At 62.9% G+C, this 26,162-nt stretch carries 19 protein-coding genes and 2 tRNA genes; 14 read left to right on the top strand and 7 right to left on the bottom strand.

Translation table 11 applies throughout. From position 1 onward, the window contains the following. Positions 1–81: 81 nt before the first annotated feature. From BLR26_RS00725 to BLR26_RS00710, 4 genes are all read right to left on the bottom strand, one after another. Positions 82–1,650, bottom strand: a complete 1,569-nt coding sequence (locus BLR26_RS00725; protein ID WP_093376711.1) for an ABC transporter permease — start codon at positions 1,648–1,650, stop codon at positions 82–84. Then, complete coding sequence (locus BLR26_RS00720) at positions 1,650–2,663, bottom strand: extracellular solute-binding protein (protein ID WP_045196863.1); 1,014 nt, start codon at positions 2,661–2,663, stop codon at positions 1,650–1,652. The genes BLR26_RS00725 and BLR26_RS00720 overlap by 1 nt, the downstream gene beginning before the upstream one ends. A 176-nt stretch (positions 2,664–2,839) precedes the next feature. Beyond that, positions 2,840–2,926, bottom strand: a tRNA-Leu gene (locus BLR26_RS00715). 87 nt (positions 2,927–3,013) lie between these two features. After that, positions 3,014–3,100, bottom strand: a tRNA-Leu gene (locus BLR26_RS00710). A gap of 266 nt (positions 3,101–3,366) precedes the next feature. Between BLR26_RS00710 and rnr the strand changes: the two genes are divergently transcribed. The 11 genes from rnr to BLR26_RS00655 all read left to right on the top strand — a co-directional run bounded on the left by rnr (position 3,367) and on the right by BLR26_RS00655 (position 19,964). Then, complete coding sequence (rnr, locus tag BLR26_RS00705) at positions 3,367–5,964, top strand: ribonuclease R (protein ID WP_045196866.1); 2,598 nt, start codon at positions 3,367–3,369, stop codon at positions 5,962–5,964. Further along, on the top strand, positions 5,961–6,713 hold the full coding sequence (gene rlmB / locus BLR26_RS00700) for a 23S rRNA (guanosine(2251)-2'-O)-methyltransferase RlmB (protein WP_045196868.1): 753 nt from the start codon (positions 5,961–5,963) through the stop codon (positions 6,711–6,713). Before rnr ends, rlmB begins: the two co-directional genes overlap by 4 nt. Before the next feature lie 254 nt (positions 6,714–6,967). Then, positions 6,968–7,390 (top strand): 30S ribosomal protein S6, encoded by a 423-nt coding sequence (gene rpsF / locus BLR26_RS00695; protein ID WP_045196870.1) that lies wholly within the window; start codon positions 6,968–6,970, stop codon positions 7,388–7,390. Between the two features lie 28 nt (positions 7,391–7,418). Further along, positions 7,419–7,649 (top strand): 30S ribosomal protein S18, encoded by a 231-nt coding sequence (rpsR, locus tag BLR26_RS00690; RefSeq protein ID WP_009403887.1) that lies wholly within the window; start codon positions 7,419–7,421, stop codon positions 7,647–7,649. Between the two features lie 36 nt (positions 7,650–7,685). Further along, positions 7,686–8,585 (top strand): hypothetical protein, encoded by a 900-nt coding sequence (locus BLR26_RS00685; protein ID WP_045196874.1) that lies wholly within the window; start codon positions 7,686–7,688, stop codon positions 8,583–8,585. A gap of 21 nt (positions 8,586–8,606) precedes the next feature. Then, complete coding sequence (gene rplI, locus BLR26_RS00680) at positions 8,607–9,053, top strand: 50S ribosomal protein L9 (RefSeq protein WP_093376705.1); 447 nt, start codon at positions 8,607–8,609, stop codon at positions 9,051–9,053. Positions 9,054–9,163: 110 nt separating this feature from the next. Continuing rightward, on the top strand, positions 9,164–10,561 hold the full coding sequence (dnaB, locus tag BLR26_RS00675; RefSeq protein WP_045196878.1) for a replicative DNA helicase: 1,398 nt from the start codon (positions 9,164–9,166) through the stop codon (positions 10,559–10,561). 101 nt (positions 10,562–10,662) lie between these two features. Continuing rightward, positions 10,663–12,966: a YgiQ family radical SAM protein gene (locus BLR26_RS00670; RefSeq protein WP_093376702.1), complete on the top strand. Its 2,304-nt coding sequence runs from the start codon at positions 10,663–10,665 to the stop codon at positions 12,964–12,966. A gap of 282 nt (positions 12,967–13,248) precedes the next feature. Then, a complete protein-coding gene (locus tag BLR26_RS00665) occupies positions 13,249–16,533 on the top strand; it encodes a transglutaminase family protein (RefSeq protein ID WP_093376697.1) in 3,285 nt (1,094 codons plus the stop codon). Between the two features lie 39 nt (positions 16,534–16,572). Next, complete coding sequence (locus tag BLR26_RS00660; RefSeq protein WP_045196884.1) at positions 16,573–19,059, top strand: circularly permuted type 2 ATP-grasp protein; 2,487 nt, start codon at positions 16,573–16,575, stop codon at positions 19,057–19,059. After that, positions 19,059–19,964 carry a transglutaminase family protein gene (locus BLR26_RS00655; RefSeq protein ID WP_093376693.1) on the top strand — a complete coding sequence of 302 codons (906 nt, stop codon included), beginning with the start codon at positions 19,059–19,061 and terminating at the stop codon, positions 19,962–19,964. The genes BLR26_RS00660 and BLR26_RS00655 overlap by 1 nt, the downstream gene beginning before the upstream one ends. A 28-nt stretch (positions 19,965–19,992) precedes the next feature. Here the strand turns inward: BLR26_RS00655 and BLR26_RS00650 are convergent, their stop codons facing one another. Beyond that, the gene (locus tag BLR26_RS00650) at positions 19,993–20,580 is read right to left on the bottom strand and encodes an LOG family protein (RefSeq protein WP_093376689.1); all 588 of its coding nucleotides are present in this window, start codon (positions 20,578–20,580) and stop codon (positions 19,993–19,995) included. Between the two features lie 355 nt (positions 20,581–20,935). Here BLR26_RS00650 and azu point away from each other — a divergent pair, with 355 nt between their 5' ends. After that, a complete protein-coding gene (gene azu / locus BLR26_RS00645; protein WP_045196890.1) occupies positions 20,936–21,382 on the top strand; it encodes an azurin in 447 nt (148 codons plus the stop codon). 62 nt (positions 21,383–21,444) lie between these two features. Here the strand turns inward: azu and nadE are convergent, their stop codons facing one another. Together nadE and pncB are read right to left on the bottom strand one after the other, a co-directional pair. Next, complete coding sequence (gene nadE, locus BLR26_RS00640; protein ID WP_045196892.1) at positions 21,445–22,272, bottom strand: ammonia-dependent NAD(+) synthetase; 828 nt, start codon at positions 22,270–22,272, stop codon at positions 21,445–21,447. A gap of 3 nt (positions 22,273–22,275) precedes the next feature. Further along, positions 22,276–23,478, bottom strand: coding sequence for a nicotinate phosphoribosyltransferase (gene pncB, locus BLR26_RS00635; RefSeq protein WP_045196893.1), 1,203 nt, complete (start codon positions 23,476–23,478; stop codon positions 22,276–22,278). Between the two features lie 470 nt (positions 23,479–23,948). On the opposite strand from pncB, the gene BLR26_RS00630 reads away from it, so the two are divergent. Together BLR26_RS00630 and BLR26_RS00625 are read left to right on the top strand one after the other, a co-directional pair. After that, positions 23,949–25,085, top strand: coding sequence for a branched-chain amino acid ABC transporter substrate-binding protein (locus tag BLR26_RS00630; protein WP_045196895.1), 1,137 nt, complete (start codon positions 23,949–23,951; stop codon positions 25,083–25,085). 160 nt (positions 25,086–25,245) lie between these two features. Further along, entirely contained in the window at positions 25,246–26,160 is a 915-nt protein-coding gene (locus BLR26_RS00625; protein ID WP_010221625.1) for an ABC transporter permease subunit, read from the top strand. The last annotated feature ends 2 nt before the right edge of the window (positions 26,161–26,162 follow it).

Here is a 26,162-nt window from a genome sequence, read left to right as displayed (position 1 = left end):
GAGTAATCGCGGGGCAAGTCGAGTCGTCGCACCGCCGCTCCCACGGTGGGAGCGGGCTTGCCCCGCGATGCTTTTCAGGTATCACGCGCGGTTCAGATACATCCGCGTGGTCAGCAGGTACACCGGCAGCCCCGACACCAGGATCAGCAATGCCGCATAGGGCGCTGCCGCCGCGAACTCGACGTTGGCGGTATGCGCCCACACTTCGGTGGCCAGGGTGGTCATGCCGGTCGGGCTGAGCAGCAGGGTTGCGGTCAGCTCCTTCATGGCGTCCAGGAACACCAGTGCGAACGCCGCCGCCAGGGCCGGGAAGATGATCGGCAGGGTCACCCGGCAAAACGCCGTGAACTGGGTTGCGCCCAAGGTGCGGGCGGCTTCTTCGAGCTGCGGCGCCGCCTTGTTCAAGGCTGTGCGCACCGGCGCCTGGGCCAGGGGCAGGAACAGCAGCGCGTAAGCCAGTAGCAACAAGCCAGTGGTCTGGTACAGCGCCGGCACATAGTGCAAGGCGAAGTACACCAGGGTCAGGGCGATCACCAGGCCGGGCAGGGCGTGCAGCAGGTACGGCAGGCGTTCGGCCCAGATCGCCAGGCGGCCCTTGTAGCGCACCACCAGGAAACTCACCGGCAGTGCCAGCAGCAAGCTCAATCCGGCACCACCCAGCGATAGCGACAACGATGAGAACAGCGCGCGACTGATATCGGCCACCGGAAAGGCCGCCGACGAACCAACGCTCAGCCAGTAACCGAGCATGCCCAGTGGAATACCGCTGCCCAGCAGCGCCAGGACCAGGCAATACAGCTGCCCGACCGGCATCCGCCCGCGCAGGCGAATCGGCGCACCGCGCCGCGCCACGCCCTGGCCGATGCGCACAAGGCGGGCCTTGCCGCGCACACGCAGCTCCAGCCAGAGCATCATTAGGCACATGAACAACAGCACTGCCGAGAGCATCGCGGCGTTGGCGTTGCTGAATTCCAGCTCAAATTGCTGGTAGATCGCCGTGGTAAAGGTCTGCAGGCCGAGGATCGACAGGGCGCCGAACTCCACCAGCATGTGCAGGGCAATCAGCAGGCTGCCACCAATGATCGACGGCCACAGCAGTGGCAGGGTGATGCGCCAGAACACGCCCCAGCGCGTCTGCCCCAGGGTCCGTGCCGACTCTTCCAGTGAGGTATCGAGGTTGCGCAGGGTCGCTGCAACCGGCAGTAACACCAGTGGGTACTTGGACAGGCTCATCACCAGGATGGCACCGCCCAGGCCTTCGAAGCGCGGGCTCAGCGACACCCAGGTAAAGCCGCTGACAAAGGCTGGCACGGCAAACGGCAGGCACAGGATCACGCCCCACAGGCGCCGTCCGGGCAGGTCACTGCGTTCCAGCAACCAGGCCAGGGATACACCCAAGGCCATGCAGGCCAGGGTGACGCCGGCCATCAGCATCAGGGTGTTGCGCATCAGGCCCCAGACGAACGGGCGCCAGAGCAAGTGCAAGGCTTCGCGCCAGCCGGCTTCCCAGGTTTTCAGCGCCACGTACAGCAGCGGCAGCAGGCTCAGCCCGACCAGCAGCAGCACCGGCAGCACCACCCAGATCGACGGGCGCTTGCGCTTGGGAATATAACGGCTGGCCAGTGCGGCCGCGGGCAGGGCTGCGCTCATTACAGCAGGCCAACTTCGCGTTCGAGTTCCAGGGCTTCTTCAGCGTTACCCAGGTCGGCCGGGGTGATTTTTGGCGGACGCAGGTCTTCGAAGGGCTTCAGGCCCTGGTCCGAGACCATGCCTTTATGCAGCGGATACTCGGCGGTGGTCTGGGTGATTACCCGCTGGCCTTCTTCACTGGCCATCCAGGCCAGCAGGGCCTGGGCTTCTTTCGGGTGCTTGCTGGCTTTTACCGCCGCGGCGCTGGAGATGGTCACCAGGCCACCGACGTCGCCGTCGGCCAGGTAATAGAGTTTCGAATCCAGCTGGCCGCGCTCTTTCTTCAGGGCGTACCAGTAGTAATTGTTGACCAGCACGGCCGCCACTTCGCCATTCTCCACGGCTTTGAGCGCAACCATGTTGTTAGTGTAGGTCTTGCCGAAGGCTTTGAGGCCGGTCAGCCATTCTTCGGCGGCCTCGCGACCGTGCAGCTTGAGGATGGCCACGGCCTGTTCCTGGAAGGCGCCGCTGGTCGGCACGAAACCGATCTTGCCGTCCCACTCGGGGTCGGCAAAGTCCATCACTGAAGGTGGCAGGTCTTTCTCGTCGATTACCTTGGGGTTGAAGGCGACCACGCGGGTGCGTGCGGTAACGCCCATCCAGGTACCGTTGGCGGCGACGTATTCCTTGGGCAGGACCTGCAGGGTCGAATCATCGATCTTGGCCAGCAGGCCCAGTTCGCCGAGGTTGTTCAGCGGTGGCGATTCTTCGGTGTAGATGACGTCGGCGGGGGAGCGATCACCTTCTTCGATGATCTGGCTGGCCAGCTGGTTGCTGCTGCCCTTGCGGATATTGATGTGGATGCCGGTCTTGGCCTCGTAGGCCTTGGCGATGGCTTCACCGATTTCCTTGTGCTGGCCGTTGTACAGGGTCAGCGACACCGGGTCGGCGGCCATGGCGGCTGGGGTGCCGAGCAGCATGGCGAAAACAGAGACGGCCAGGCCGCGCAACAGGGGGTTATTGCGGAACGTCATGCGGGTACTTCCTCGCTTGCGGCTACATATCTGGAAACAATGATAATCGATATCGCTTCTCAAATGCCCTTGTGAGGGAAAATTCATGAGCAGGCTATCGGTCGTTTCGGGATTGCAGGCGAGGAAAAGGGTAGGGCAGAAACGAAAAAACCCGCTTTCGCGGGTTTGATCTGAATTGGTGCCCAGAAGAAGACTCGAACTTCCACGACCGTAAGGTCACCAGCACCTGAAGCTGGCGTGTCTACCAATTTCACCATCTGGGCAAAATGAAGCGGTGTAGCTTGTAACGAAAACAGTGTAGCGTGTTGCAGTAAATCTCAGAAGCCAGCGGCAGTTCTAAGATTTGAAATTGGTGCCCAGAAGAAGACTCGAACTTCCACGACCGTAAGGTCACCAGCACCTGAAGCTGGCGTGTCTACCAATTTCACCATCTGGGCATTTCGCTGAGGAACATGATGCTTCACATCGTGCTGCTTCTCAACTATAACGACGGTGTCCGTCGTTGTGGTGCGCACTATACGGATGCTCCTGAGAGCTGTAAACCCCCGTTCAGAAAAAATCTTAAAAAATTCAAGTCGTTGTTCCTTATGATGGTTTTGGCAGCATCCAGGGGGCTCTGACAGGGCTGTCCAAGCCTGAAATTTCCGGTTTCAATACGCCTATGCCAAACTAACCCTTATATAGACAAGGTGAACCCCTCCTAATGGCCGATTGGCAGACCCTCGATCCCGAGGCCGCTCGTGAAGCGGAAAAATACGAAAACCCTATTCCTAGCCGTGAGCTGATCCTCCAGCGTCTGGACGAGCGCGGCTCGCCGGCAGCCCGTGAGCAGCTGGTCGAAGAGTTCGGCCTGACCACCGAAGACCAGATCGAAGCCCTGCGCCGCCGTCTGCGCGCGATGGAGCGTGACGGCCAGCTGATCTATACCCGGCGCGGCACTTATGCCCCGGTAGACAAGCTCGACCTGATCCTCGGCCGCATCGCCGGCCACCGTGACGGCTTTGGCTTCCTGATCCCGGATGACGGCAGCGACGACCTGTTCCTGAGCCCTGCGCAAATGCGCCTGGTGTTCGATGGCGACCGCGCCCTGGCCCGGGTTTCCGGCCTGGATCGCCGTGGCCGCCGCGAAGGCGTGGTGGTCGAAGTGATCTCCCGCGCCCACGAAAGCATCGTTGGCCGCTACTTCGAAGAAGGCGGTATCGGCTTTGTCACCCCCGACAACCCCAAGGTCCAGCAAGAAGTGCTGATCACCCCGGGGCGTAACGGCGGTGCCAAGATCGGCCAGTTCGTCGAAGTCAAGATCACCCACTGGCCGACCCCGCGCTTCCAGCCCCAGGGCGACGTTACCGAAGTGATCGGCAACTACATGGCCCCGGGCATGGAAATCGACGTTGCCCTGCGCAGCTACGACATTCCGCACGTCTGGCCCGAAGCGGTGATCAAGGAAGCGCGCAAGCTCAAGCCGGAAGTCGAAGAGAAAGACAAAGAGCACCGCGTCGACCTGCGTCACCTGCCGTTCGTCACCATTGACGGCGAAGACGCGCGCGACTTCGACGATGCGGTGTACTGCGAGAGCCTGGGCAAATTGCGCCTGTTCTCCGGTGGCTGGCGCCTGTACGTGGCGATTGCCGACGTTTCCAGCTACGTGCGCCTGGGCTCTGCCCTGGATGCCGAAGCCCAGGTGCGCGGCAACTCGGTGTACTTCCCCGAGCGCGTGGTACCGATGCTGCCTGAAGAGCTGTCCAACGGCCTGTGCTCGCTGAACCCGCACGTCGACCGGCTGGCGATGGTCTGTGAAATGACCATCAACAAGTCCGGGCAGATGGTCGATTACCAGTTCTATGAAGCGGTGATCCACTCCCATGCACGCCTGACCTACAACAAGGTCAGCAGCATGCTCGAACACGCTCGTACCCGCGAAGGCAAGGCCCTGCGCGAGCAGTACAGCGAAGTGGTGCCGGACCTCAAGCAGCTCTATGCGCTGTACAAGGTGCTGCTGGCGGCCCGTCATACCCGTGGCGCGATCGACTTCGAAACCCAGGAAACGCGGATCATCTTCGGTTCCGAACGCAAGATCGCCGAAATCCGCCCGACCGTGCGCAACGACGCCCACAAGCTGATCGAAGAGTGCATGCTGGCGGCCAACGTGGCCACCGCCGAGTTCCTCAAGAAGCACGAAATTCCGGCCCTGTACCGTGTTCACGACGGCCCGCCACCGGAGCGCCTGGAAAAACTGCGCGCCTTCCTCGGCGAGCTGGGCTTGTCCCTGCACAAGGGCAAGGACGGCCCGTCGCCCAAGGATTACCAGGCATTGTTGGCGAGCATCGCCGACCGCCCGGATTTCCACCTGATCCAGACCGTGATGCTGCGCTCGCTGAGCCAGGCGGTGTACAGCGCCGACAACAACGGCCACTTCGGCTTGAACTACGAGGCGTACACCCACTTCACCTCGCCGATCCGCCGCTACCCGGACCTGCTGACCCACCGGGCGATCCGCAGCGTGATCCGTTCGCGTCAGGAAACCCCGCACGTCAAGCGTGCCGGTGCCATGAGCATCCCCAAGGCGCGCATCTACCCGTACGACGAGGCGACCCTGGAGCAGCTCGGCGAGCAGTGCTCGATGAGCGAGCGGCGTGCCGACGAGGCCACCCGCGACGTGGTCAACTGGCTCAAGTGCGAGTACATGAAAGACCGCGTCGGCGAGAGCTTCCCGGGTGTGATCACCGCGGTGACCGGCTTTGGCCTGTTCGTCGAGCTGACCGACATCTACGTCGAAGGCATGGTCCATGTCAGTGCCCTGCCGGGCGACTACTACCACTTCGACCCTGTGCACCACCGCCTGGCCGGTGAGCGTACCGGGCGCAGCTTCCGCCTGGGCGATACCGTCGAAGTGCGGGTGATGCGCGTCGATCTCGAGCAGCGCAAGATCGACTTCGAGATGGCCGAGAACACCCTCAAGGCGCCGATTGGCCGCAAGCAGCGTGGTGAAGGCGTGCGCCCGCAAGACGGCAAGCCGGTGCCGGTGCTCGACAAGAAGGCCGAGGCGCCGGCCAAGGCTGCAGAGCCTGCCCGTCGCAGCCGCAAGAACGAAACTGCCGAAGCCTATTTCCCAGCCAATGCCGTGGCCAACAACGCCGAAGTGCGCAAGAGCCGGGAAATGAAAAAGGCCTTGATGTCCGATGCCAAGCACGCAGGCGGCAAGCCTGCGTCGAAGTCGGGCAAATCGGAAAAACCGAGCAAGCATCGTAAAGGGCCGCCGAAAGCCGGCTCCGCGTCACGTAAACCCAAGGCCAAGTCATGAGTCAGTTGGAAAAAATCTACGGCGTGCATGCCGTGGAAGCCCTGTTGCGTCACCACCCCAAGCGGGTCAAGCAGATCTGGCTGTCCGAAGGCCGTAGCGAGCCGCGCCTGCAGGCGCTGCTGGAGCTGGCCGGGCAAAACCGCGTGGCGGTCGGCCAGGCTGAACGCCGCGAGATGGATGCCTGGGTTGAAGGCGTGCACCAGGGCGTGGTGGCTGAAGTCAGCCCGAGCCAGGTCTGGGGCGAGGCGATGCTTGAAGAGCTGCTCGACCGCACTGAAGGCGCGCCGTTGATCCTGGTACTCGACGGCGTTACCGACCCGCACAACCTCGGCGCCTGCCTGCGCACCGCCGATGCCGCCGGCGCGCTGGCGGTGGTGGTGCCCAAAGACAAGTCGGCGACCTTGACCCCAGCGGTTCGGAAAGTGGCCTGCGGTGCGGCAGAAGTCATTCCGCTGGTGGCGGTCACCAACCTTGCGCGGACTCTGGAGAAGCTCCAGCAACGTGGCCTGTGGGTGGTCGGTACTGCGGGCGAGGCCGAGCAAGAGCTGTATCAGCAGGACCTGACCGGCCCGACCATCCTGATCATGGGCGCCGAGGGCAAGGGCATGCGCCGCTTGACCCGCGAGCACTGTGATTTTCTGGTCAAGCTGCCGATGGCAGGCAGCGTCAGCAGCCTGAACGTGTCGGTGGCGACGGGCGTGTGCCTGTTCGAGGCCGTTCGTCAGCGCCAGGCAAAGCGCCAGGCTTGATTTCGGCGTTGCATCTATCGCGGGTCCAGCCCGCTCCCACAGGTCCTTGTGGGAGCGGGCTGGACCCGCGATGCTTTTAAGGCTGTTCAAATAATCACCAATGACCTTGCTTGTCCCCCGGCGCTTCTCTACAATTGCGCCCCTTGCCATGTTGGCAGGCGTTCACGCGCCTCTTCCCAGGGCAAGACATACAAGTGTCCTTCACTCCTTGTCTGACCACTCTGGTGGCAGACTACAACCCGTAAGGAGCATTCATGCGTCATTACGAAATCATCTTTCTGGTCCACCCTGACCAGAGCGAGCAAGTCGGCGGCATGGTTGAGCGTTACACCAAGCTGATCGAAGAAGACGGCGGTAAAATCCACCGTCTGGAAGACTGGGGCCGTCGTCAACTGGCCTATGCAATCAACAATGTTCACAAGGCTCACTACGTGATGCTGAACGTTGAGTGCACCGGCAAGGCCCTGGCCGAGCTGGAAGACAACTTCCGCTACAACGATGCCGTGATCCGTAACCTGGTCATCCGTCGCGACGAAGCCGTTACCGGCCAGTCCGAGATGCTCAAGGCTGAAGAGAACCGCAGTGAGCGCCGTGAGCGTCGCGACCGTCCTGAGCACGAAAGCGCCGAAAGCGCTGATAGTGATGACAGCGACAACAGCGATAACGCTGACGAGTAATCCACGGACCTTTTGAGGAGCCTATTACATGGCACGTTTCTTCCGTCGTCGTAAATTCTGCCGCTTCACTGCTGAAGACGTGAAAGAGATCGATTACAAAGATCTCAACACCCTGAAAGCTTATGTATCCGAAACCGGCAAAATCGTTCCAAGCCGTATCACCGGTACCAAAGCTCGTTATCAGCGTCAGCTGGCTACCGCTATCAAGCGCGCCCGCTTCCTGGCCCTGCTGCCCTACACCGACAGCCACGGCCGCTGAGACCGGGTCGTCGACAAGTAGCAAAGGATAAAATGCATGCGCGCCTTGGCTGATTTCATCATGCGCGGTCGCGTGCAAGCCACCCTCGTGGTGGTGGGTTGTGCGGCTTTGCCGCTGTTGTTCTGGTTGAGTGCCGCCGCCGGGAGCCTGGTGTTCCTGCGGCGCGGTTTCAAGGACGCTTCCGGTGTCCTCGCCTGGGCTTTGTTGCCGGCGATGGCCTGGTGGTTCTTCGGCGAGCCGCGCACCTTGATGGTGTTGCTGGGTACGCTGGGTCTGGCGGCGCTGTTGCGCGCCGGGCAGTCCTGGAACCGGGTGCTGTTGTTCAGCATCGGCATGGGCCTGGTGTACGGGGTTGTACTGGGTTCGGTGTTCCGCGAACCGATTGAAGCTCTGGCTGGAGCGCTTGAAAAAGCCCTGCCGCAGATGCTCGACGGTCTCTACCAACAGTTATCGGTAGAGGAGCGGGGCCGCCTTGGAAGCCTTATTGCACCGGTGCTCGTCGGCCTGATTGCGGCGTTGTTGCAAGCCGTCAGTGTGCTGGCCCTGATGTTGGGCCGTTACTGGCAGGCGTTGTTGTATAACCCGGGTGGTTTTGGTCGCGAGTTTCAAGCGGTCAGGCTCCCCCTGGTGCCGGCGCTGGTGCTGGTGGTGCTCATGTTGGTGGGGCCGAATTTCGGTCCTGAGCTGGCGATGTTGACACCCCTGTGCAGCATTCCACTGATGTTTGCAGGGCTCGCCCTGCTGCATGGGCTGGTGGCGCAAGGACGACTGGCCAAGTTCTGGCTGGTCGGGTTGTACGTGACGCTGGTGCTGTTTATGCAGCTGACTTATCCGTTGCTCGTGGTCCTGGCCATTGTCGACAGCCTGATTGATTTTCGCGGTCGCAAGGCGCCCCCAAAAGGTGCCGATAACGATTCCGCGAACGGTGAAGGTTAAAAGTTAAGAGGTTATTACCAAATGGAACTGATCCTGCTGGAAAAAGTCGCCAACCTGGGCAACCTGGGCGACAAGGTAAAAGTTAAGTCCGGTTACGGTCGTAACTACCTGCTGCCATTCGGCAAAGCCACCGCTGCGACCGCTGCCAACCTGGCTGCGTTCGAAGAGCGTCGTGCTGAGCTGGAAAAAATCGCTGCAGAGAAAAAAGCTTCGGCCGAAACTCGCGCTGCCCAACTGGCTGAGCTGGAAGTGACCATCACTGCCACCGCCGGTGACGAAGGCAAGCTGTTCGGTTCGATCGGCACCCACGACATCGCTGATGCCCTGACCGCCTCCGGCGTTGAAGTGGCTAAAGCTGAAGTTCGTCTGCCGAACGGCACCATCCGTAACGTCGGCGAATACGACGTTGCCGTGCACCTGCACAGCGACGTTGAAGCCACCGTTCGCGTGGTTGTTGTCGCAGCCTAAGCTGTACCGATCGGCTGGCACCTTGGGTGTCAGCCGGTTAACATCGGGCACGATCCTGCTTTGCAGGTCGTGCCCTTTGTCTTTTTCATCACCCTGATTCCTGCGTGGCCATGAACGAGATAACCGCCCCCGAGCAATATGATCTGCAAACCGCTGCCCTGAAGGTGCCGCCGCATTCCATCGAGGCCGAACAGGCCGTGCTCGGTGGCTTGATGCTGGACAACAACGCCTGGGAGCGCGTGCTCGATCAAGTCTCCGACGGCGACTTCTATCGGCATGACCACCGCCTGATCTTCCGCGCCATCCACAAGCTCGCCGACCAGAACGCCCCGTTCGACGTGGTGACCCTGCACGAGCAGCTGGACAAGGAAGGCCTGAGTTCGCAGGTTGGCGGCCTGGGTTACCTGGGCGAACTGGCCAAGAACACCCCGTCAGTGGCCAACATCAAGGCCTATGCCGCGATCATCCGCGAGCGGGCAACCCTGCGTCAGCTGATCAGCATCAGCAACGAGATCGCCGACAGCGCCTTCAACCCGCAAGGGCGCAATGCTGCCGAGATCCTCGACGAAGCCGAACGGCAGATCTTCCAGATCGCCGAAGCGCGGCCGAAGACCGGCGGCCCGGTGGGCGTCAACGACCTGCTGACCAAGGCCATCGACCGCATCGACACGCTGTTCAATACCGACAGTGCGATCACCGGCCTGTCCACCGGCTACACCGACCTCGACGAGAAGACCAGCGGCCTGCAGCCGGCCGACCTGATCATCGTCGCCGGCCGGCCGTCGATGGGTAAGACCACCTTCGCCATGAACCTGGTCGAGAACGCGGTACTGCGCAGCGACAAGGCGGTGCTGGTGTACTCGCTGGAGATGCCAGGCGAATCGTTGATCATGCGTATGCTGTCGTCGCTCGGGCGCATCGACCAGACCAAGGTGCGCTCCGGCCAGCTTGAAGACGACGACTGGCCGCGGCTGACCTCGGCGGTCAACCTGCTCAACGACCGCAAGCTGTTCATCGATGACACCGCCGGCATCAGCCCGTCGGAAATGCGCGCCCGGACCCGCCGCCTGGTGCGCGAGCACGGCGACATCGCCCTGATCATGATCGACTACCTGCAGCTGATGCAGATCCCGGGCTCCAGCGGCGACAACCGTACCAACGAGATTTCCGAGATCTCCCGCTCGCTCAAGGCCCTGGCCAAAGAGTTCAACTGCCCGGTAGTTGCCCTGTCGCAGCTCAACCGCTCCCTCGAACAGCGGCCGAACAAGCGCCCGGTGAACTCCGACTTGCGCGAATCGGGTGCGATCGAGCAGGACGCCGACGTGATCATGTTCGTTTACCGCGACGAGGTGTACCACCCGGAGACCGAGCACAAGGGCATTGCCGAAATCATCATCGGCAAGCAGCGCAACGGCCCGATCGGCTTTATCCGCCTGGCCTTCATCGGCAAGTACACACGCTTCGAAAACCTCGCGCCGGGCAGTTACAACTTCGACGACGACGAGTAAGGGCAATTTGGACAATTCCGACCTTGAGCGTCGGAATTGGTCAATTTTTGTGCTATATTCCGCGCCCGCGATTTTTCATCGATTAGCCACCGGTCACTGACATGCAAGCAGCCAAACCACTTTTCGACTATCCCAAGTACTGGGCCGAATGCTTCGGGCCAGCACCGTTCCTGCCGATGAGCAGGGAGGAGATGGATCAGCTCGGCTGGGATTCCTGCGACGTCATCATCGTGACCGGTGATGCCTACGTCGACCATCCGTCGTTCGGCATGGCCATCATTGGCCGCCTGCTGGAAGCCCAGGGCTTTCGCGTGGGCATCATTGCCCAGCCGGACTGGCAGTCCAAAGACGACTTCATGAAGCTCGGCGAGCCGAACCTGTTCTTCGGCGTCGCGGCCGGCAACATGGATTCGATGATCAACCGCTACACCGCTGACAAGAAGATCCGCTCCGACGACGCCTATACCCCGGGCGGCATGGCCGGCAAGCGTCCGGACCGCGCCAGCCTGGTGTACAGCCAGCGCTGCAAGGAAGCCTACAAGCATGTGCCGATCGTCCTCGGCGGCATCGAAGCCTCCCTGCGCCGCATCGCTCACTACGACTACTGGCAGGACAAGGTCCGTCATTCGATCCTGATCGACGCCTGCGCCGACATCCTGCTGTACGGCAACGCCGAGCGGGCCATCGTCGAAGTGGCCCAGCGCCTGTCGTTCGGCGAGTCGATCGAGAGCATCACCGACATTCGCGGCACCGCCTTCGTACGCCGTGATACCCCGCAAGGCTGGTACGAGGTCGACTCGACCCGTATCGACCGTCCGGGCAAGGTCGACAAGATCATCAACCCGTACGTCAACACCCAGGACACCCAGGCCTGCGCCATCGAGCAGGAAAAGGGCGAGGTCGAAGACCCCAACGAAGCCAAGGTTGTGCAGATCCTCGCCAGCCCGCGCATGACCCGTGACAAGACGGTCATCCGCCTGCCGTCGTTCGAGAAGGTCCGCAACGACCCGGTGCTATATGCCCACGCCAACCGCGTGCTGCACCTGGAGACCAACCCGGGTAACGCCCGTGCCCTGGTGCAGAAGCATGGCGAAGTGGACGTGTGGTTCAACCCGCCACCCATTCCGATGACCACCGAAGAAATGGACTACGTGTTCGGCATGCCCTATGCGCGCATCCCCCACCCGGCGTACGGCAAGGAGAAAATCCCCGCCTACGACATGATCCGCTTCTCGGTGAACATCATGCGCGGCTGCTTCGGCGGCTGCACCTTCTGCTCGATCACCGAGCACGAAGGGCGCATCATCCAGAACCGCTCGCACGAGTCGATCATTCGCGAGATCGAAGAGATTCGCGACAAGGTGCCCGGCTTTACCGGGGTCATCTCCGACCTCGGCGGCCCGACTGCGAACATGTACCGCATTGCCTGCAAGAGCCCCGAGATCGAGTCGGCGTGCCGCAAGCCGTCGTGCGTGTTCCCGGGCATCTGCCCGAACCTCAACACCGACCACTCGGCGCTGATCAAGCTGTACCGCAGCGCCCGTGACCTGCCGGGGGTGAAGAAGATCCTCATCGCCTCGGGCCTGCGTTACGACCTGGCGGTAGAGTCGCCGGAATACGTCAAGGAGCTGGTGACCCACCACGTCGGCGGCTACCTGAAGATTGCCCCGGAGCACACCGAGGAAGGCCCGCTGAACCAGATGATGAAGCCGGGCATCGGTAGCTATGACCGCTTCAAGCGCATGTTCGAGAAGTACTCGAAAGAGGCGGGCAAAGAGCAGTACCTGATCCCGTACTTCATCGCCGCGCACCCGGGCACCACCGACGAAGACATGATGAACCTGGCCCTGTGGCTCAAGGGCAACGGCTTCCGTGCCGACCAGGTGCAGGCGTTCTACCCGTCGCCAATGGCCTCGGCCACGGCCATGTACCACTCGGGCAAGAACCCGCTGCGCAAGGTCACTTACAAGAGCGACCCGGTGACCATCGTCAAGAGCGAGCAGCAGCGCCGCTTGCACAAGGCCTTTTTGCGCTACCACGATCCGAAGGGCTGGCCGATGCTGCGTGAAGCCCTGGAGCGCATGGGCCGCGCCGACCTGATCGGCCCGGGCAAGCACCAGTTGATCCCGCTGCACCAGCCGGCGACCGACAGCTACCAGAGTGCCCGGCGCAAGAACTCGACCCCGGCCGGCAGCCACAAGGTGGCCAAAGAGCAGAAGATCCTCACCCAGCACAACGGCTTGCCGCCGCGTGCCAGCGATGGTTCCAAGCCGTGGGACAAGCGTGAACAGGCCAAGGCGGCGGCGTTTGCCCGCAACCAGGAAGCGGCCAAGGCGCGCAAGGATGCCGCCAAGGGCGGCAAGGGCAAGAAAAAGCCCGCCCGCCAGCCGGTTCTGCCGCGCTAACTGAAACGCCATCATCTGTGGGGGCGGGCTTGCCCCGCGATAGCGCTCTGTCAATCACAGCGCATCGCGGGTTAAGTCGGATCGCCGTAACGCCGCTCTCACAGCAGATACCTGTGTTCCTTCCTGGCAAAGCCTCAAATCTGTGCAAGGCTTGCACGGCGGCCTCGCTACGGTGCGCTTTTGGTGCGACTGTACCGGCTGCATGCAGGGAATCGCAGGCCTGGGCCCATGGCACAAGTCTTGCGCGGTTCCACTACCGCCCAGGCTCGCAGGAGGCCCGCCGTGTCGATTCATGTCGCCTTGCACCATGTCACCGAGTACCGCTACGACCGTGCAGTTGAACTGGGCCCGCAAATTGTTCGCCTGCGCCCGGCTGCTCACAGCCGCACGAGGATCCTCTCCTACGGGCTGAAGGTGCAGCCGGACGGACATTTCATCAATTGGCAGCAGGACCCACAGGGCAACTACCTGGCGCGCCTGGTATTCCCGGAAAAGACTGACAGCCTGCGCGTGGAAGTCGACCTGGTCGCCGAGATGGCGGTGTTCAATCCGTTCGACTTCTTTCTCGAACCCTACGCCGAGCAGATTCCCTTCAGTTATGGCCGAGATGAACGCCACGAACTGCTGCCCTACCTGGAGCAACTGCCGCTGACGCCGAAGTTCGCCACCTACCTGGACAGCATCGAGCGCACGCCCCAGGCCAGTGTCGATTTCCTGGTGGCGCTCAATCAGCGCCTGAGCGAGGACATCAGCTACCTCATCCGCCTTGAGCCCGGTGTGCAAACCCCAGAGCAGACCCTGGAACTGGGTTCCGGCTCCTGCCGCGACTCGGCCTGGCTACTGGTGCAGTTGTTGCGCCACCTGGGCCTGGCGGCGCGGTTCGTCTCCGGTTATTTGATTCAGCTGACCGCCGACATCAAGGCACTGGACGGCCCGTCGGGCACCGAAGAGGACTTCACCGACCTGCACGCCTGGTGCGAGGTGTACCTGCCCGGCGCCGGCTGGATCGGCCTGGACGCCACCTCCGGGCTGTTTGCCGGGGAAGGGCATATCCCATTGGCTTGTAGCCCCGATCCGACTTCAGCGGCACCGATCAGCGGCCTGGTCGAGCCCTGCGAATGCACTTTCGAGCATGAAATGAGTGTCGAGCGCCTGTGGGAATCGCCGCGGGTGACGCTGCCCTACAGCGACGAACAATGGCAGGCCATCGTCGCCCTCGGGCGCCAGGTGGACAGCGACCTGAAAGCAGCGGACGTGCGCCTGACCATGGGCGGTGAACCAACCTTCGTGGCCATTGACGACCCTGACGGCGCCGAGTGGAACACCGCAGCGCTGGGCGCGAACAAACGGCGCCTGGCCGGTGAGCTGTTCCAGCGCCTGTACAAGCATTACGCGCCCCATGGCCTGGTGCACTTCGGCCAGGGCAAATGGTACCCGGGCGAGCAACTGCCGCGTTGGTCGCTCAACTGCTTCTGGCGGCGTGATGGTGTGCCGCTGTGGAACAATCCGGCGTTGATCGCCGACCAACACCAGGATCTCGGCGCCGACAGCGCGCTGGCCGCGCGCTTCCTGGCCAGCGTTGCCGAACGGCTGAGGCTGCCTGCGCGTTATGTCTTCGGCGCCTACGAAGACTCACTCTATTACCTGTGGCGCGAGGGCGGCCTGCCGTCCAACGTGCGCCCCGACGCTGCGCGCCTGGACGACGAGATGGAGCGTGCAAGGCTGCGCAAGGTGTTCAGCCAGGGCCTGGACAAGGTCATCGGCCAGGTGCTGCCGCTGGCCCGCAGCGCCGACGAGCAACGCTGGCAGAGCGGACGCTGGTACTTGCGCGATGAGCATTGCCGCCTGGTGCCGGGCGACTCGCCGCTGGGTTACCGCTTGCCGCTGGCTGCGCAGCCCTGGGTCAAGGCCGCGGAATATCCCTACGTGCATCCGACCGATCCCAACCAGGTGCTCGGCGATCTGCCTGATCGTGACCAACTGCTCAAGGCCAGCGCCGGGCAGGCGGTCGATGAGCAGGAGCACGCAGCCCCCGAGGTCGATGCCTCGGCCGACTGGCTGACCCGTACCGCGCTGTGTGCAGAGCCGCGAGAAGGGCGCCTGTACCTGTTCATGCCACCGCTGTCTCGCTTGCAGGATTACCTCGAACTGGTTGCGGTGATCGAAGCCACCGCGGCCGAGCTGCATTGCCCGGTCATCCTCGAAGGCTACGAGCCGCCGGCCGATCCGCGCCTAGCCAACTTCAAGGTGACTCCCGACCCCGGCGTCATCGAGGTCAACGTGCAGCCTTCGGCCAGTTGGGACGAACTGGTGGAGCGCACCGAGTTCCTATACGAGCAGGCGCGCCTGACGCGCTTGAGCAGCGAAAAATTCATGATCGACGGCCGACACACCGGCACCGGTGGCGGTAACCATTTCGTCCTCGGTGGCGCCACCCCGGCCGACTCGCCGTTCCTGCGCCGCCCTGACTTGCTACGTAGTCTGATCAGCTACTGGCACAATCACCCGTCGCTTTCCTACCTGTTTTCCGGCCTGTTCATTGGTCCGACTTCCCAGGCGCCGCGGGTGGATGAAGCGCGTAACGATGCGCTGTATGAGCTGGAGATCGCTTTCGCGCAGATGCCGGCAGCGGGCGAGGAAGGCCCGCCATGGCTGGTCGACCGGCTGCTGCGCAACTTGCTGATCGACGTTACCGGCAATACCCACCGCGCCGAGTTCTGCATCGACAAGCTGTACTCCCCGGACGGCCCGGCCGGGCGTTTGGGGTTGCTGGAACTGCGCGCCTTCGAGATGCCGCCGCATGCGCGCATGAGCCTGGTCCAGCAACTGCTGCTGCGGGCCCTGGTCGCGCGTTTCTGGCGTGAGCCCTATGCGCCCAAGCGCCTGGCCCGCTGGGGCACCGAGCTGCATGACCGGTTCATGCTGGGGCACTTTATCGAACAGGACTTTGCCGATGTGCTGGTCGAGCTCAACGCCGCAGGCTACCCGCTGCGTGCCGAGTGGTTTGCCGCACACCTGGAGTTTCGCTTCCCCAAGGTCGGCGACTATGCCGTCAACGGCATCGAGCTGGAACTGCGCCAGGCCCTGGAGCCCTGGCATGTACTGGGCGAGGAGGGCGCGGGCGGTGCCACGGTGCGTTATGTCGACTCGTCGCTGGAGCGCCTGCAGGTCAAGGTCAGCGGCCTGCCGCCGGAGCGTTATCAACTGACCTGTAACGGTCGGGCGCTACCCTTGCAAGCCACCGGGCGCGTCGGTGAGTTCGTCGCGGCGGTGCGCTATCGCGCCTGGCAGCCGGCCAATTGCCTGCAGCCAACAATTGCGGTGCAGGCGCCGCTGGTGTTCGACTTGCTCGATACCTGGATGGGCCGCTCGCTGGGCGGTTGCCAGTACCACGTGGCGCATCCGGGCGGTCGCAACTACCAGACCCTGCCGGTCAATGCCAACGAAGCCCAGAGCCGGCGCCAGGCGCGCTTCTTCCGCCTCGGACACAGCCCGGGTGTAGTGGACATACCATCGGCGCAGGTGAACCCGGAACTACCCTTTACCCTGGATTTGCGCCGCGGCTGAGCGCTACTCTGAACTGACCTGTGGCCTTCGAGCATTGCCATGCCTGACCTGTTGGATGCTTACCCGCTGAGTGCGGGGACTTATCACGAGATGCTCGAAAGCCAGGGTGCGGTGCGTGCGCACTGGCAGCCGTTGTGCGCCTACCTGCAGCGCAGCGGGCCGGCGCAGCTGGCCCAGCGCCAGGCCTCGCTGACCCGCCAGTTGCGCGAGAACGGCGTCACCTACAACGTTTACGCCGACCCCAAGGGCGCCGACCGGCCCTGGGAGCTGGACCTGTTGCCGCACCTGCTGCCTGCCGCCGAATGGCAGCAACTGGCCGCCGGTGTCGAACAACGCGCGCGCTTGCTCAATGCGGTACTGGCCGATATCTACGGGCCGCAGCAGTTGATCAGCGAAGGCCTGCTGCCCGCCGAGCTGGTCTATGGCCATAACAATTTCCTCTGGCCCTGCCAGGGTATAGCGCCACCTGAAGGCACCTACCTGCATGTCTACGCGGTGGACCTGGCCCGTGCCCCGGACGGGCGCTGGTGGGTGACGGCAGACCGCACCCAGGCGCCGTCGGGCGCAGGCTTCGCGCTGGAGAATCGCACCATCGTTTCGCGGGCGTTGCCCGAGCTATACCGCGACTTGCAGGTGCAACACCTGGCCGGTTTCTTCCGCACCCTGCAACAGACCCTGGCGCGCCTGGCACCCAGTGACCAGGAGGCGCCACTGGTGGTGCTGCTGACCCCAGGGCGCTTCAACGAGAGCTATTTCGAGCACCTGTACCTGGCGCGGCAGCTGGGTTATCCACTGGTCGAGGGCAGCGACCTGACCGTGCGCGATGCCACCGTATACCTCAAGACCCTGAGCGGCCTGCGCCGGGTGCACGCAATCATGCGGCGCCTGGACGATGATTTCTGCGACCCGCTGGAGCTGCGCACCGACTCGGCCCTGGGCGTGCCCGGCTTGCTCGATGCCGTGCGCCAGGGCCGGGTGCTGGTGGCCAATGCGCTGGGCAGCGGCGTGCTTGAGTCGCCGGGCCTGCTCGGTTTCTTGCCGGCGATCAACCAGCGCTTGTTTGCTGAAGAACTGAGCCTGCCGTCGATCGCCACCTGGTGGTGCGGTGAGCCACCGGTGATGGCGCGGGCACTGGAGCAGTTGCCGAAGCTATTGGTCAAGCCGGCGTTCCCGTCACAGAGTTTCAGCCCGGTGTTCGGCCGTGACCTCGACCCGGCCCAGCGCCAGGCCCTGGCCGAACGCATCCAGGCACGGCCCTACGCCTATGTCGCCCAGGAGCTGGCGCAGTTGTCCCAGGCGCCGGTGTGGCAGGCCGACAAGGGCCAGGTGCAGCCGCGGGCCATTGGCATGCGTGTGTACGCGGTGGCCTCGGCGGACGGTTATCGGGTGCTGCCCGGTGGCCTGACCCGGGTTGCTGCGCAAGCTGACGCCGAGGTGGTGTCGATGCAGCGCGGTGGCGCCAGCAAGGACACCTGGGTGCTCGGCGAAGCGGCGCCAGCGGGCGAGCAATGGCGGGCCCAGCGCACCATCGGCGTGGCCGAACTGATCCGCCAGGACCCTTACCTGCCGTCGCGGGTGGTGGAGAACCTGTTCTGGTTCGGGCGCTACTGCGAGCGCTGCGATGCCAGTGCGCGCCTGCTGCGGATCATCCTCACCCGCTACCTGGACGGCGACGATCCGCTGGCCCTGCAGGCGGCGGTGGAACTGGCCGATGAATTGTCGCTGCTGCCGGAGGAGGGCGAGTTGCCCGAGCGCCTGCGCGCGGCGCTGGACGATGGCGACTGGGCCTTCAGCCTGCGGGCCAATTTGCAGCGTCTGCACTGGGCGGCGTCGCAGGTGCGCGGCAAGCTCTCGCGGGAGAACTGGCAGGCGCTGGTCGAGCTGCAGCGGGAGGCGCAATGCCTGGAAGATGCCGAGGCGGACTTTGGCGAGCGGGTGGATTTTCTCAACCGCCTGGTGATGTCGCTGGCGGCGCTGTCGGGTTTTGCCCTCGACGACATGACCCGCGACGAAGGCTGGCGCTTCCTGATGATTGGCCGGCGTATCGAGCGATTGCAGTCACTGTGCAGCAGCCTGGCGGCGTTTCTGCGCGGGCCGGCGGTGTACGACCAGGCCGGGCTTGAATGGTTGCTGGAGCTGGGCAATAGCAGCATCACCTACCGCTCGCGCTACCTGGCGGTGGCGCAGTTGATCCCGGTGCTCGATCTGCTCCTGCTCGATGAACAGAACCCCCACGCCGTGCTGTTCCAGCTCAAACTGCTGGTGCGTGCCAACCAACGCTTGAGCGAGGAATTCGACAGCCCGCGCGACCCGGCTCTGGCGCTACTGGCCGAGCAATTGCGTCACTTCGACCTGCGCAGCCTGGAAGACCCGTTGTTCGGCAGCGCCAGTGTACAAGCGGTGCTGTCGGGGCTTGCTGACCTGCTGCAAGGGGTGGCCCTGGCCAGTGGCGAGATTTCCGAGCGCCTGGCCCTGCGCCATTTCGCTCACGTCGACGATGTCAGCCAGCAGACGGTGTCGCTGTGATGAGTGCGCGCTACCAGATTATCCACGACACCCATTACCGCTACGACAGCCCGGTGTCCCTGGCCCAGCAGCTGGCGCACCTGTGGCCACGGCCTTGCGCCTGGCAACGCTGCACGGCCCAGGCCCTGCAGGTCAGCCCGCAGCCGACCCTGCGGCGCGATGAGTGGGACGTGTTCGGCAACCCGCTGACGCGCCTGGCGTTCGAGCGCCAGCATGAGCAGTTGCGGGTGGTGGCGCGCTTGCAGGTTGAAGTGCTCGAGCGGGCGGCGCCGGACTTTGCCGCCTCGCCGGCCTGGGAGCAGGTGCGCGAGGCCCTGACCTATGCCAGTCAGCCGATGGCAGCGGCGCTTCTGGAAGCCTGCCGTTATCGATTCGAGTCGCCTTATGTACGCCTCAAGCAGCGCTTCGTGGCCTTCAGCGAATCCTCTTTCGAGCCTGGCCGGGCATTGCTGGAAGGCGTGCAGGCGTTGATGGAGAAGATCTTCAGCGAGTTCACCTTCGATGCCGAGGCGACCCAGGTCGCCACGCCGCTGGTGGAGGTGCTGGAGCGCCGCCGCGGCGTGTGCCAGGACTTTGCCCACCTGATGCTCGCCTGCCTGCGCTCGCGCGGCCTGGCGGCGCGTTATGTCAGCGGCTACCTGCTGACCCGGCCGCCACCCGGCCAGCCACGGCTGATCGGCGCCGATGCCTCGCATGCGTGGATTTCAGTGTTTTGCCCGGGGCAGGGCTGGATCGATTTCGATCCCACCAACAACCTGCGCCCGGCGCTGGAACACATCACCCTGGCCTGGGGCCGGGATTTTTCCGATGTCTCGCCGCTGCGTGGGGTGATCCTCGGTGGCGGCAGCCATGACCCGCAGGTGCAGGTCACGGTGATGCCGCTGGATGAGGCCACAGCCTTGTAGGAGCGGGCTTGCCCCGCGATGAGGCGGGTCAATCAGGCTTCTTGTCGACCCACTTGGGCAGCACCGGGGCTTCAAAGTTGTCCATGGCCTCGAGCAGCTCGGCTGGCGAGTCGGCCAGTTGCAGCATGGCGCGGTGTTGCGGGCGCACGAAGCCTTCTTCCACCACATGGTCAAGGAAGCTGCCCAGCTTGCTGTAGAAGCCGTTGACGTCGAGCAGGCCCAGGGGCTTGGCGTGGTAACCCAACTGGCCCCAGGTCCAGACTTCGAACAGCTCTTCCAGGGTGCCCAGGCCACCGGGCAGGGCCACGAATGCGTCGCTCAGTTCGGCCATGCGTGCCTTGCGCGCGTGCATGCCGTCGACCACTTCCAGGCGGGTCAGGCCGGTGTGGCCGATCTCGGCGTTTTTCAGCGCTTCAGGGATGATGCCGATGACTTCGCCACCGGCGGCCATGGCCGCATCGGCAACGATACCCATCAGGCCCACGGCGCCACCGCCGTACACCAGGGTCAGGCCGCGCGTGGCGATGGCCTGGCCGAGGGCGATGGCCGCCTCGCGGTAGGCCGGGTTGACGCCGGTGCTGGCGCCACAGAACACACAAACGGAACGTACGGGCATTGCTTCTCTCCGGTTACAAGCGCACACAGAGTAAGGTGCTGGCCGCTCGCTTCCAAGCCCGCAGTCGTTACTCCGGCCGGGCGAATTCGCATGAGGCGCCCGCAGCGCCGCAGGCGTAGGCGGCCAGCAGGCCATTGAAGAAAGTACCAAAGGACATGATCGTTTACTCCTAAATGAGAGGTTGTCTCATCCTCCCTCAAAGGTGCATGATGGGCACTTAGATTTCCTGTATACAATCCATAGAACAAATTCACTGCCTGGCTCTTCGGCCAGTGCTTGACCCACATCATGGGCCGGCCTTGCGGTTTCAGGCAGTCTGCAAACTGATAAAAAACCCCTGCCATGGAGATTCACGATGTTTGCCAAAGTTGTCGCAGTATCCTTGCTGACCCTCGCCAGCACTCAGGTATTTGCCGCTGAGTGCAAGGCGACGATCGACTCCACCGACCAGATGTCCTTCAACACCAAGGCCATCGAAATCGACAAGAGCTGCAAGACCTTCACTGTCGAACTGACCCACTCCGGTTCGTTGCCGAAGAACGTCATGGGCCACAACCTGGTCATCAGCAAAGAAGCTGACATGCAGCCGATCGCCACCGACGGCCTGGCTGCCGGCATCGACAAGAGCTACCTGAAAGAAGGCGACGAGCGCGTGATCGCCCACACCAAGATCATCGGCGCTGGCGAGAAGGATTCGCTGACCATCGACGTGTCCAAGCTGAAAGCTGACGAGAAGTACGGCTTCTTCTGCTCGTTCCCTGGCCACATCTCGATGATGAAAGGCACTGTTACCCTGAAGTAATTCGGGTACCTGATCGCGGGGCAAGCCCGCTCCCACAGGAGCGGGCTTGCCCCGCGATGCGTTCAAGGCGCGAACGGCATCTCGCGCTTGTGCTGGGTCTTGCGGTAGGTGGCGCTGATGATGTCGAACGCTTCCTGGCTCACCGCCTCGCCATGCAGGAACGCATCGATCTGCGCATAGGTGACGCCGTGGGACGCTTCGTCCGGCTTGCCTGGCGCCAGGTCCTCAAGGTCTGCAGTCGGCACCTTCTCCACCAGTGACTCCGGCGCGCCAAAGCTGCGCGCGATGGCCCGCACCTGGTTTTTCACCAGGCCACTGAGCGGTGCCAGGTCGCAGGAACCATCACCAAACTTGGTAAAGAAGCCCATCACCGCTTCGGCGGCATGGTCGGTGCCGATCACCAGGCCCTGGCGGGCGCCGGCGATGGTGTACTGGGCAACCATGCGCATGCGCGCCTTGGTGTTGCCGACGACGAAATCGACCATCGCTGGCGCGCCGTTTTCCAGGGCCTTGACCTCGGTCGCCAGGGCACGCACGGCCGGGGCGATGTCGACAGTGTGCACCTCGTCGGCCTTGATCACCTCCAGGCAGGCCTGGGCGTCGTGTTCGTCGTGCTGCACCTGGTACGGCAGGCGCACGGCAATGAAGCGGTACTGCTCATCAGCCGTCTCGCTGCGCAGTTCATTGATCGCCCGTTGCGCCATCAGCGCGGCGGTCAGCGAGTCAACACCACCACTGATACCCAGCACCAGGGTCTTGAGCCGTGCGTTGTGCAGGCAGGTCTTGATGAAGGCCACGCGCCGGGCCACTTCGGCTTCGAGCGCGGCGCTGTCGGCGAACGGCGGCTGGACCTTGAGCGCTTGCGCAATCTCTCGCTGGACGGCTTGCATGAATTACTCCTTGGACACTTTGAAGACGTGGCGCAGGTAGGCGACGAAGTTTTCGTCGCGGCATTGGGTCTTGGCCGCCTCATCGGAAATCTTGGCGACGGGCTGGCCGTTACAGTCGGTCATTTTAAGCACGATGCTCATCGGCGCCACCCCGGGCAGATCGCAGGTGAGGTTGGTACCGATGCCGAAGCTGACATTGATGCGCCCGCGCAGGGCCCGGAAGATCTCCAGCGATTTGGTCAGGTTCAGGCCGTCGGAGAACACCAGGGTCTTGGTCATCGGGTCGATCCCCAGCTTGCGATAGTGGCTGATGGCCTTTTCCGCCCACTGCACCGGATCGCCCGAGTCATGGCGCAGGCCGTCGAACAGCTTGGCGAAGTACAGGTCGAAATCGGTCAGGAAAGCATCCATGGTGATGCAATCGGTCAGGGCGATGCCCAGCAGCCCGCGGTACTCGCGCACCCAACAATCGAGCGCGGCAATCTGGCTGTCGATCAGCCGCGGCCCCAGTTGCTGGTGGGCCATGATCCACTCGTGGGCCATGGTCCCCAGTGGCTTGATATCCAGTTTCCGTGCCAGGTGCACGTTGCTGGTGCCGACGAAACGCGCGGGGAAATCTTCCTTGAGCACCCGTACCACTTCTTCCTGAACCTTGTAGGAGAAGCGTCGGCGGGTGCCGAAGTCGGCGACCTGCAATTCGGCCAGCTCCTCACTGCTGGCATTGGCCTTGAGCCAGTCGAACTTACGGTACAGCTGGTCGCGGGCGTCGCTGAGTTTGGCCTGGGGGTGGCGATGGCGGTTGCGCACCTCACTGATGATCGCAAGCAAAGGTACTTCAAACAGGATCACGTGCAGCCAGGGGCCGCGCAGGCGCAAGTACAGCTGGTCGTTCTCGACCCCCAGTTGCAGGTAGCGCAGGTTGAAGCGGAACAGGCCGAGAAAGCGCAGGAAGTCCGGCTTCATGAAGCTGATCTGCTCGAGGAAGCCCAGCTGGCCATTACCCAGGCTCAGTTCGCACAACTGCTCGATCTGCTCGCGGATCTGCGCCAGATAAGGGCGCAGGTCTTCACCATTGCGGCAGCGGAACTCCCATTCCACGTCGACGTTGGGGTAGTTGTGCAGCACGGCCTGCATCATGGTCAGCTTGTAGAAATCGGTGTCGAGCAGGTTCTGCACGATGCGATCGGCAAATGCACTCTCGCTCATAGGGGGCTCCAAAGGGGGCGCGCGCCATCACCGCCAGCGACGGCGCACAGACCTGCGCATTGTGCCAGCCTTTGCCGCCACGCGGGCAGGCCGAGGCCGGGGTAATTCGGTAGCAGGCTACAGGTAGCGGCGCTTTTGTCGGGCAGCGGCTAGCCTGTAATGGTGCCCGCTGTAGCAGTCGCGCACCAAGGATGTGCAGTTCGGTTACGCATCCTGTTACAGGCTGGTTGCACGTAACCACAACCCAGGGTTGCAATGATGGCACTTCGCGGTTGCTCTTTTTTCTCGTGTCCGGTGGCGCTTGTCGTGAGGCAGACGGTTGCACGACCAGTAAAAAAAGGCCGTGAATCCTGGCTGCGCAACTTGTTCACGAGTTTTTCCAGAATAAAAAACCAATGGCACGGCCCTTGCTCAGAGCAATTGCTGAAAGTTGTAGTGCCAACCAAAAAAAACTCCAGGAGCACCACCTCATGTCGCAGACGTTTTACAAGAAAGGCTTTCTGGCCCTCGCCGTAGCTACGGCGCTGGGCGTTTCTTCGTATGTTCAGGCCGACATCAAGATCGGCGTAGCAGGCCCGATGACCGGTGCCAACGCAGCGTTTGGCGAGCAGTACATGAAAGGTGCACAGGCAGCGGCTGACAAGGTCAATGCCGCGGGCGGCGTCAACGGCGAGAAGATCGTGCTGGTCAAGGGCGACGATGCCTGCGAGCCGAAGCAGGCCGTGGCGGTGGCCAACCGCCTGGTCGACCAGGACAAGGTGATCGGTGTGGTCGGGCACTTCTGCTCGTCCAACACCATTCCGGCGTCTGAGGTGTATGACGAAGCCGGTGTCATCGCCATCACCCCGGGCTCGACCAACCCGGCGGTTACCGAACGCGGCCTGACTGGCATGTTTCGCATGTGCGGACGTGACGACCAGCAGGGCATCGTCGCCGGCGACTACATCGTCGACGTGCTCAAGGGCAAGAAGGTTGTCGTCCTGCATGACAAGGACACCTACGGCCAGGGCCTGGCCGATGCGACCAAGGCTCAACTGGTCAAACGCGGCGTGACACCGGTGCTGTACGAAGGCCTGACCCGTGGCGAGAAAGACTTCAGCGCCGTGGTCACCAAGATTCGTGGTGCCGGTGCCGACGTCGTCTACTTCGGTGGCCTGCACCCGGAAGCCGGTCCACTGGTGCGACAACTGCGTGAAGCGGGCCTGAAAGACGTCAAGTTCATGTCCGACGACGGCATCGTAACCGACGAACTGGTGGCCACTGCCGGTGGCGCGCAATACGTCGATGGCGTGTACATGACCTTCGGCGCCGACCCGCGCCTGCTGCCAGACAGCAAGGCGGTGGTCGAGGAGTTCCGCAAAGGCGGCACCGAGCCAGAAGGCTACACCCTGTATGCCTACGCTTCGGTCCAGGCCCTGGCTGCAGCCTTCAACGGCGCCAAGTCGAACAAGGGCGAAGACGCTGCCAAGTGGCTCAAGGCCAACCCGGTGCAAACCGTGATGGGCGAGAAAAAGTGGGACAGCAAGGGCGACCTGACGGTCTCTGACTATGTGGTCTACCAGTGGGACAAGGACGGCAAGTACCACCAACTGGAAAAACAAAAATAACAACGGTAGGCGACCCGGGCCTGAGCCCGGGTCGCTACCCGGTTTTGCGCCGTACCTGTCTTTTCTCGTAGATCTGCACAACCCTGCGCTGCGAGGGCCGCTTCATCCGGGGCTCACCGTAGTCGGCGCTTGTGCAATCTCAAATACGTGAGATTGCGTTATGGATGGTATTTTCCTGCAGCAACTGGTCAACGGGCTGACCCTCGGGTCCGTCTATGGCCTGATCGCCATCGGCTACACAATGGTCTATGGCATTATCGGCATGATCAACTTCGCGCACGGCGAGGTGTATATGATTTCCGCGTACCTGGCGGCAATCAGCCTGGCATTGCTGGCGTATTTCGGTATCGAATCCTTCCCCTTGCTGATGCTCGGGACGCTGATCTTCACGGTGGTGGTCACCGGAGTCTACGGCTGGACCATCGAACGCATCGCCTACAAACCCCTGCGCAACTCCACCCGCCTGGCGCCGCTGATCAGTGCCATCGGCATCTCGCTGATCCTGCAGAACTACGCGCAGATCAGCCAGGGCGCACGCCAGCAAGGCGTACCGACCCTGCTTGAAGGCGCCTGGCGCGTCGAAGTGGGCACCGGTTTCGTGCAACTGACCTACACCAAGATCTTCATCCTGGTGGCGGCCTTCGTCGGCATGGCGGCGCTTACCTACATCATCAAGTTCACCAAGCTCGGGCGCATGTGCCGGGCCACCCAGCAGGATCGCAAGATGGCTTCGATCCTCGGTATCAACACCGACCGGGTGATCTCCTATGTGTTTGTCATCGGTGCTGTCATGGCGGCCCTGGCCGGCGTGCTGATCACCATGAACTACGGCACCTTCGACTTCTACGCGGGCTTTATCATCGGCATCAAGGCCTTCACCGCCGCGGTGCTCGGTGGCATTGGCTCGCTGCCGGGCGCCATGCTCGGCGGGATCATCCTCGGGATTTCCGAGTCGCTGTTCTCCGGGCTGATCAACTCCGACTACAAAGACGTGTTCAGTTTCTCGCTACTGGTGCTGATCCTGATCTTCCGTCCCCAAGGCCTGCTGGGTCGCCCACTCGTGGCGAAGGTGTAAGT

Source organism: Pseudomonas sp. UC 17F4, assembly GCF_900101695.1.
In the GTDB taxonomy this organism is placed as follows: Bacteria; Pseudomonadota; Gammaproteobacteria; order Pseudomonadales; family Pseudomonadaceae; genus Aquipseudomonas.
Note: the sequence above shows the minus strand (reverse complement) of the source record. Positions and strands in the feature narration are given on the sequence as shown.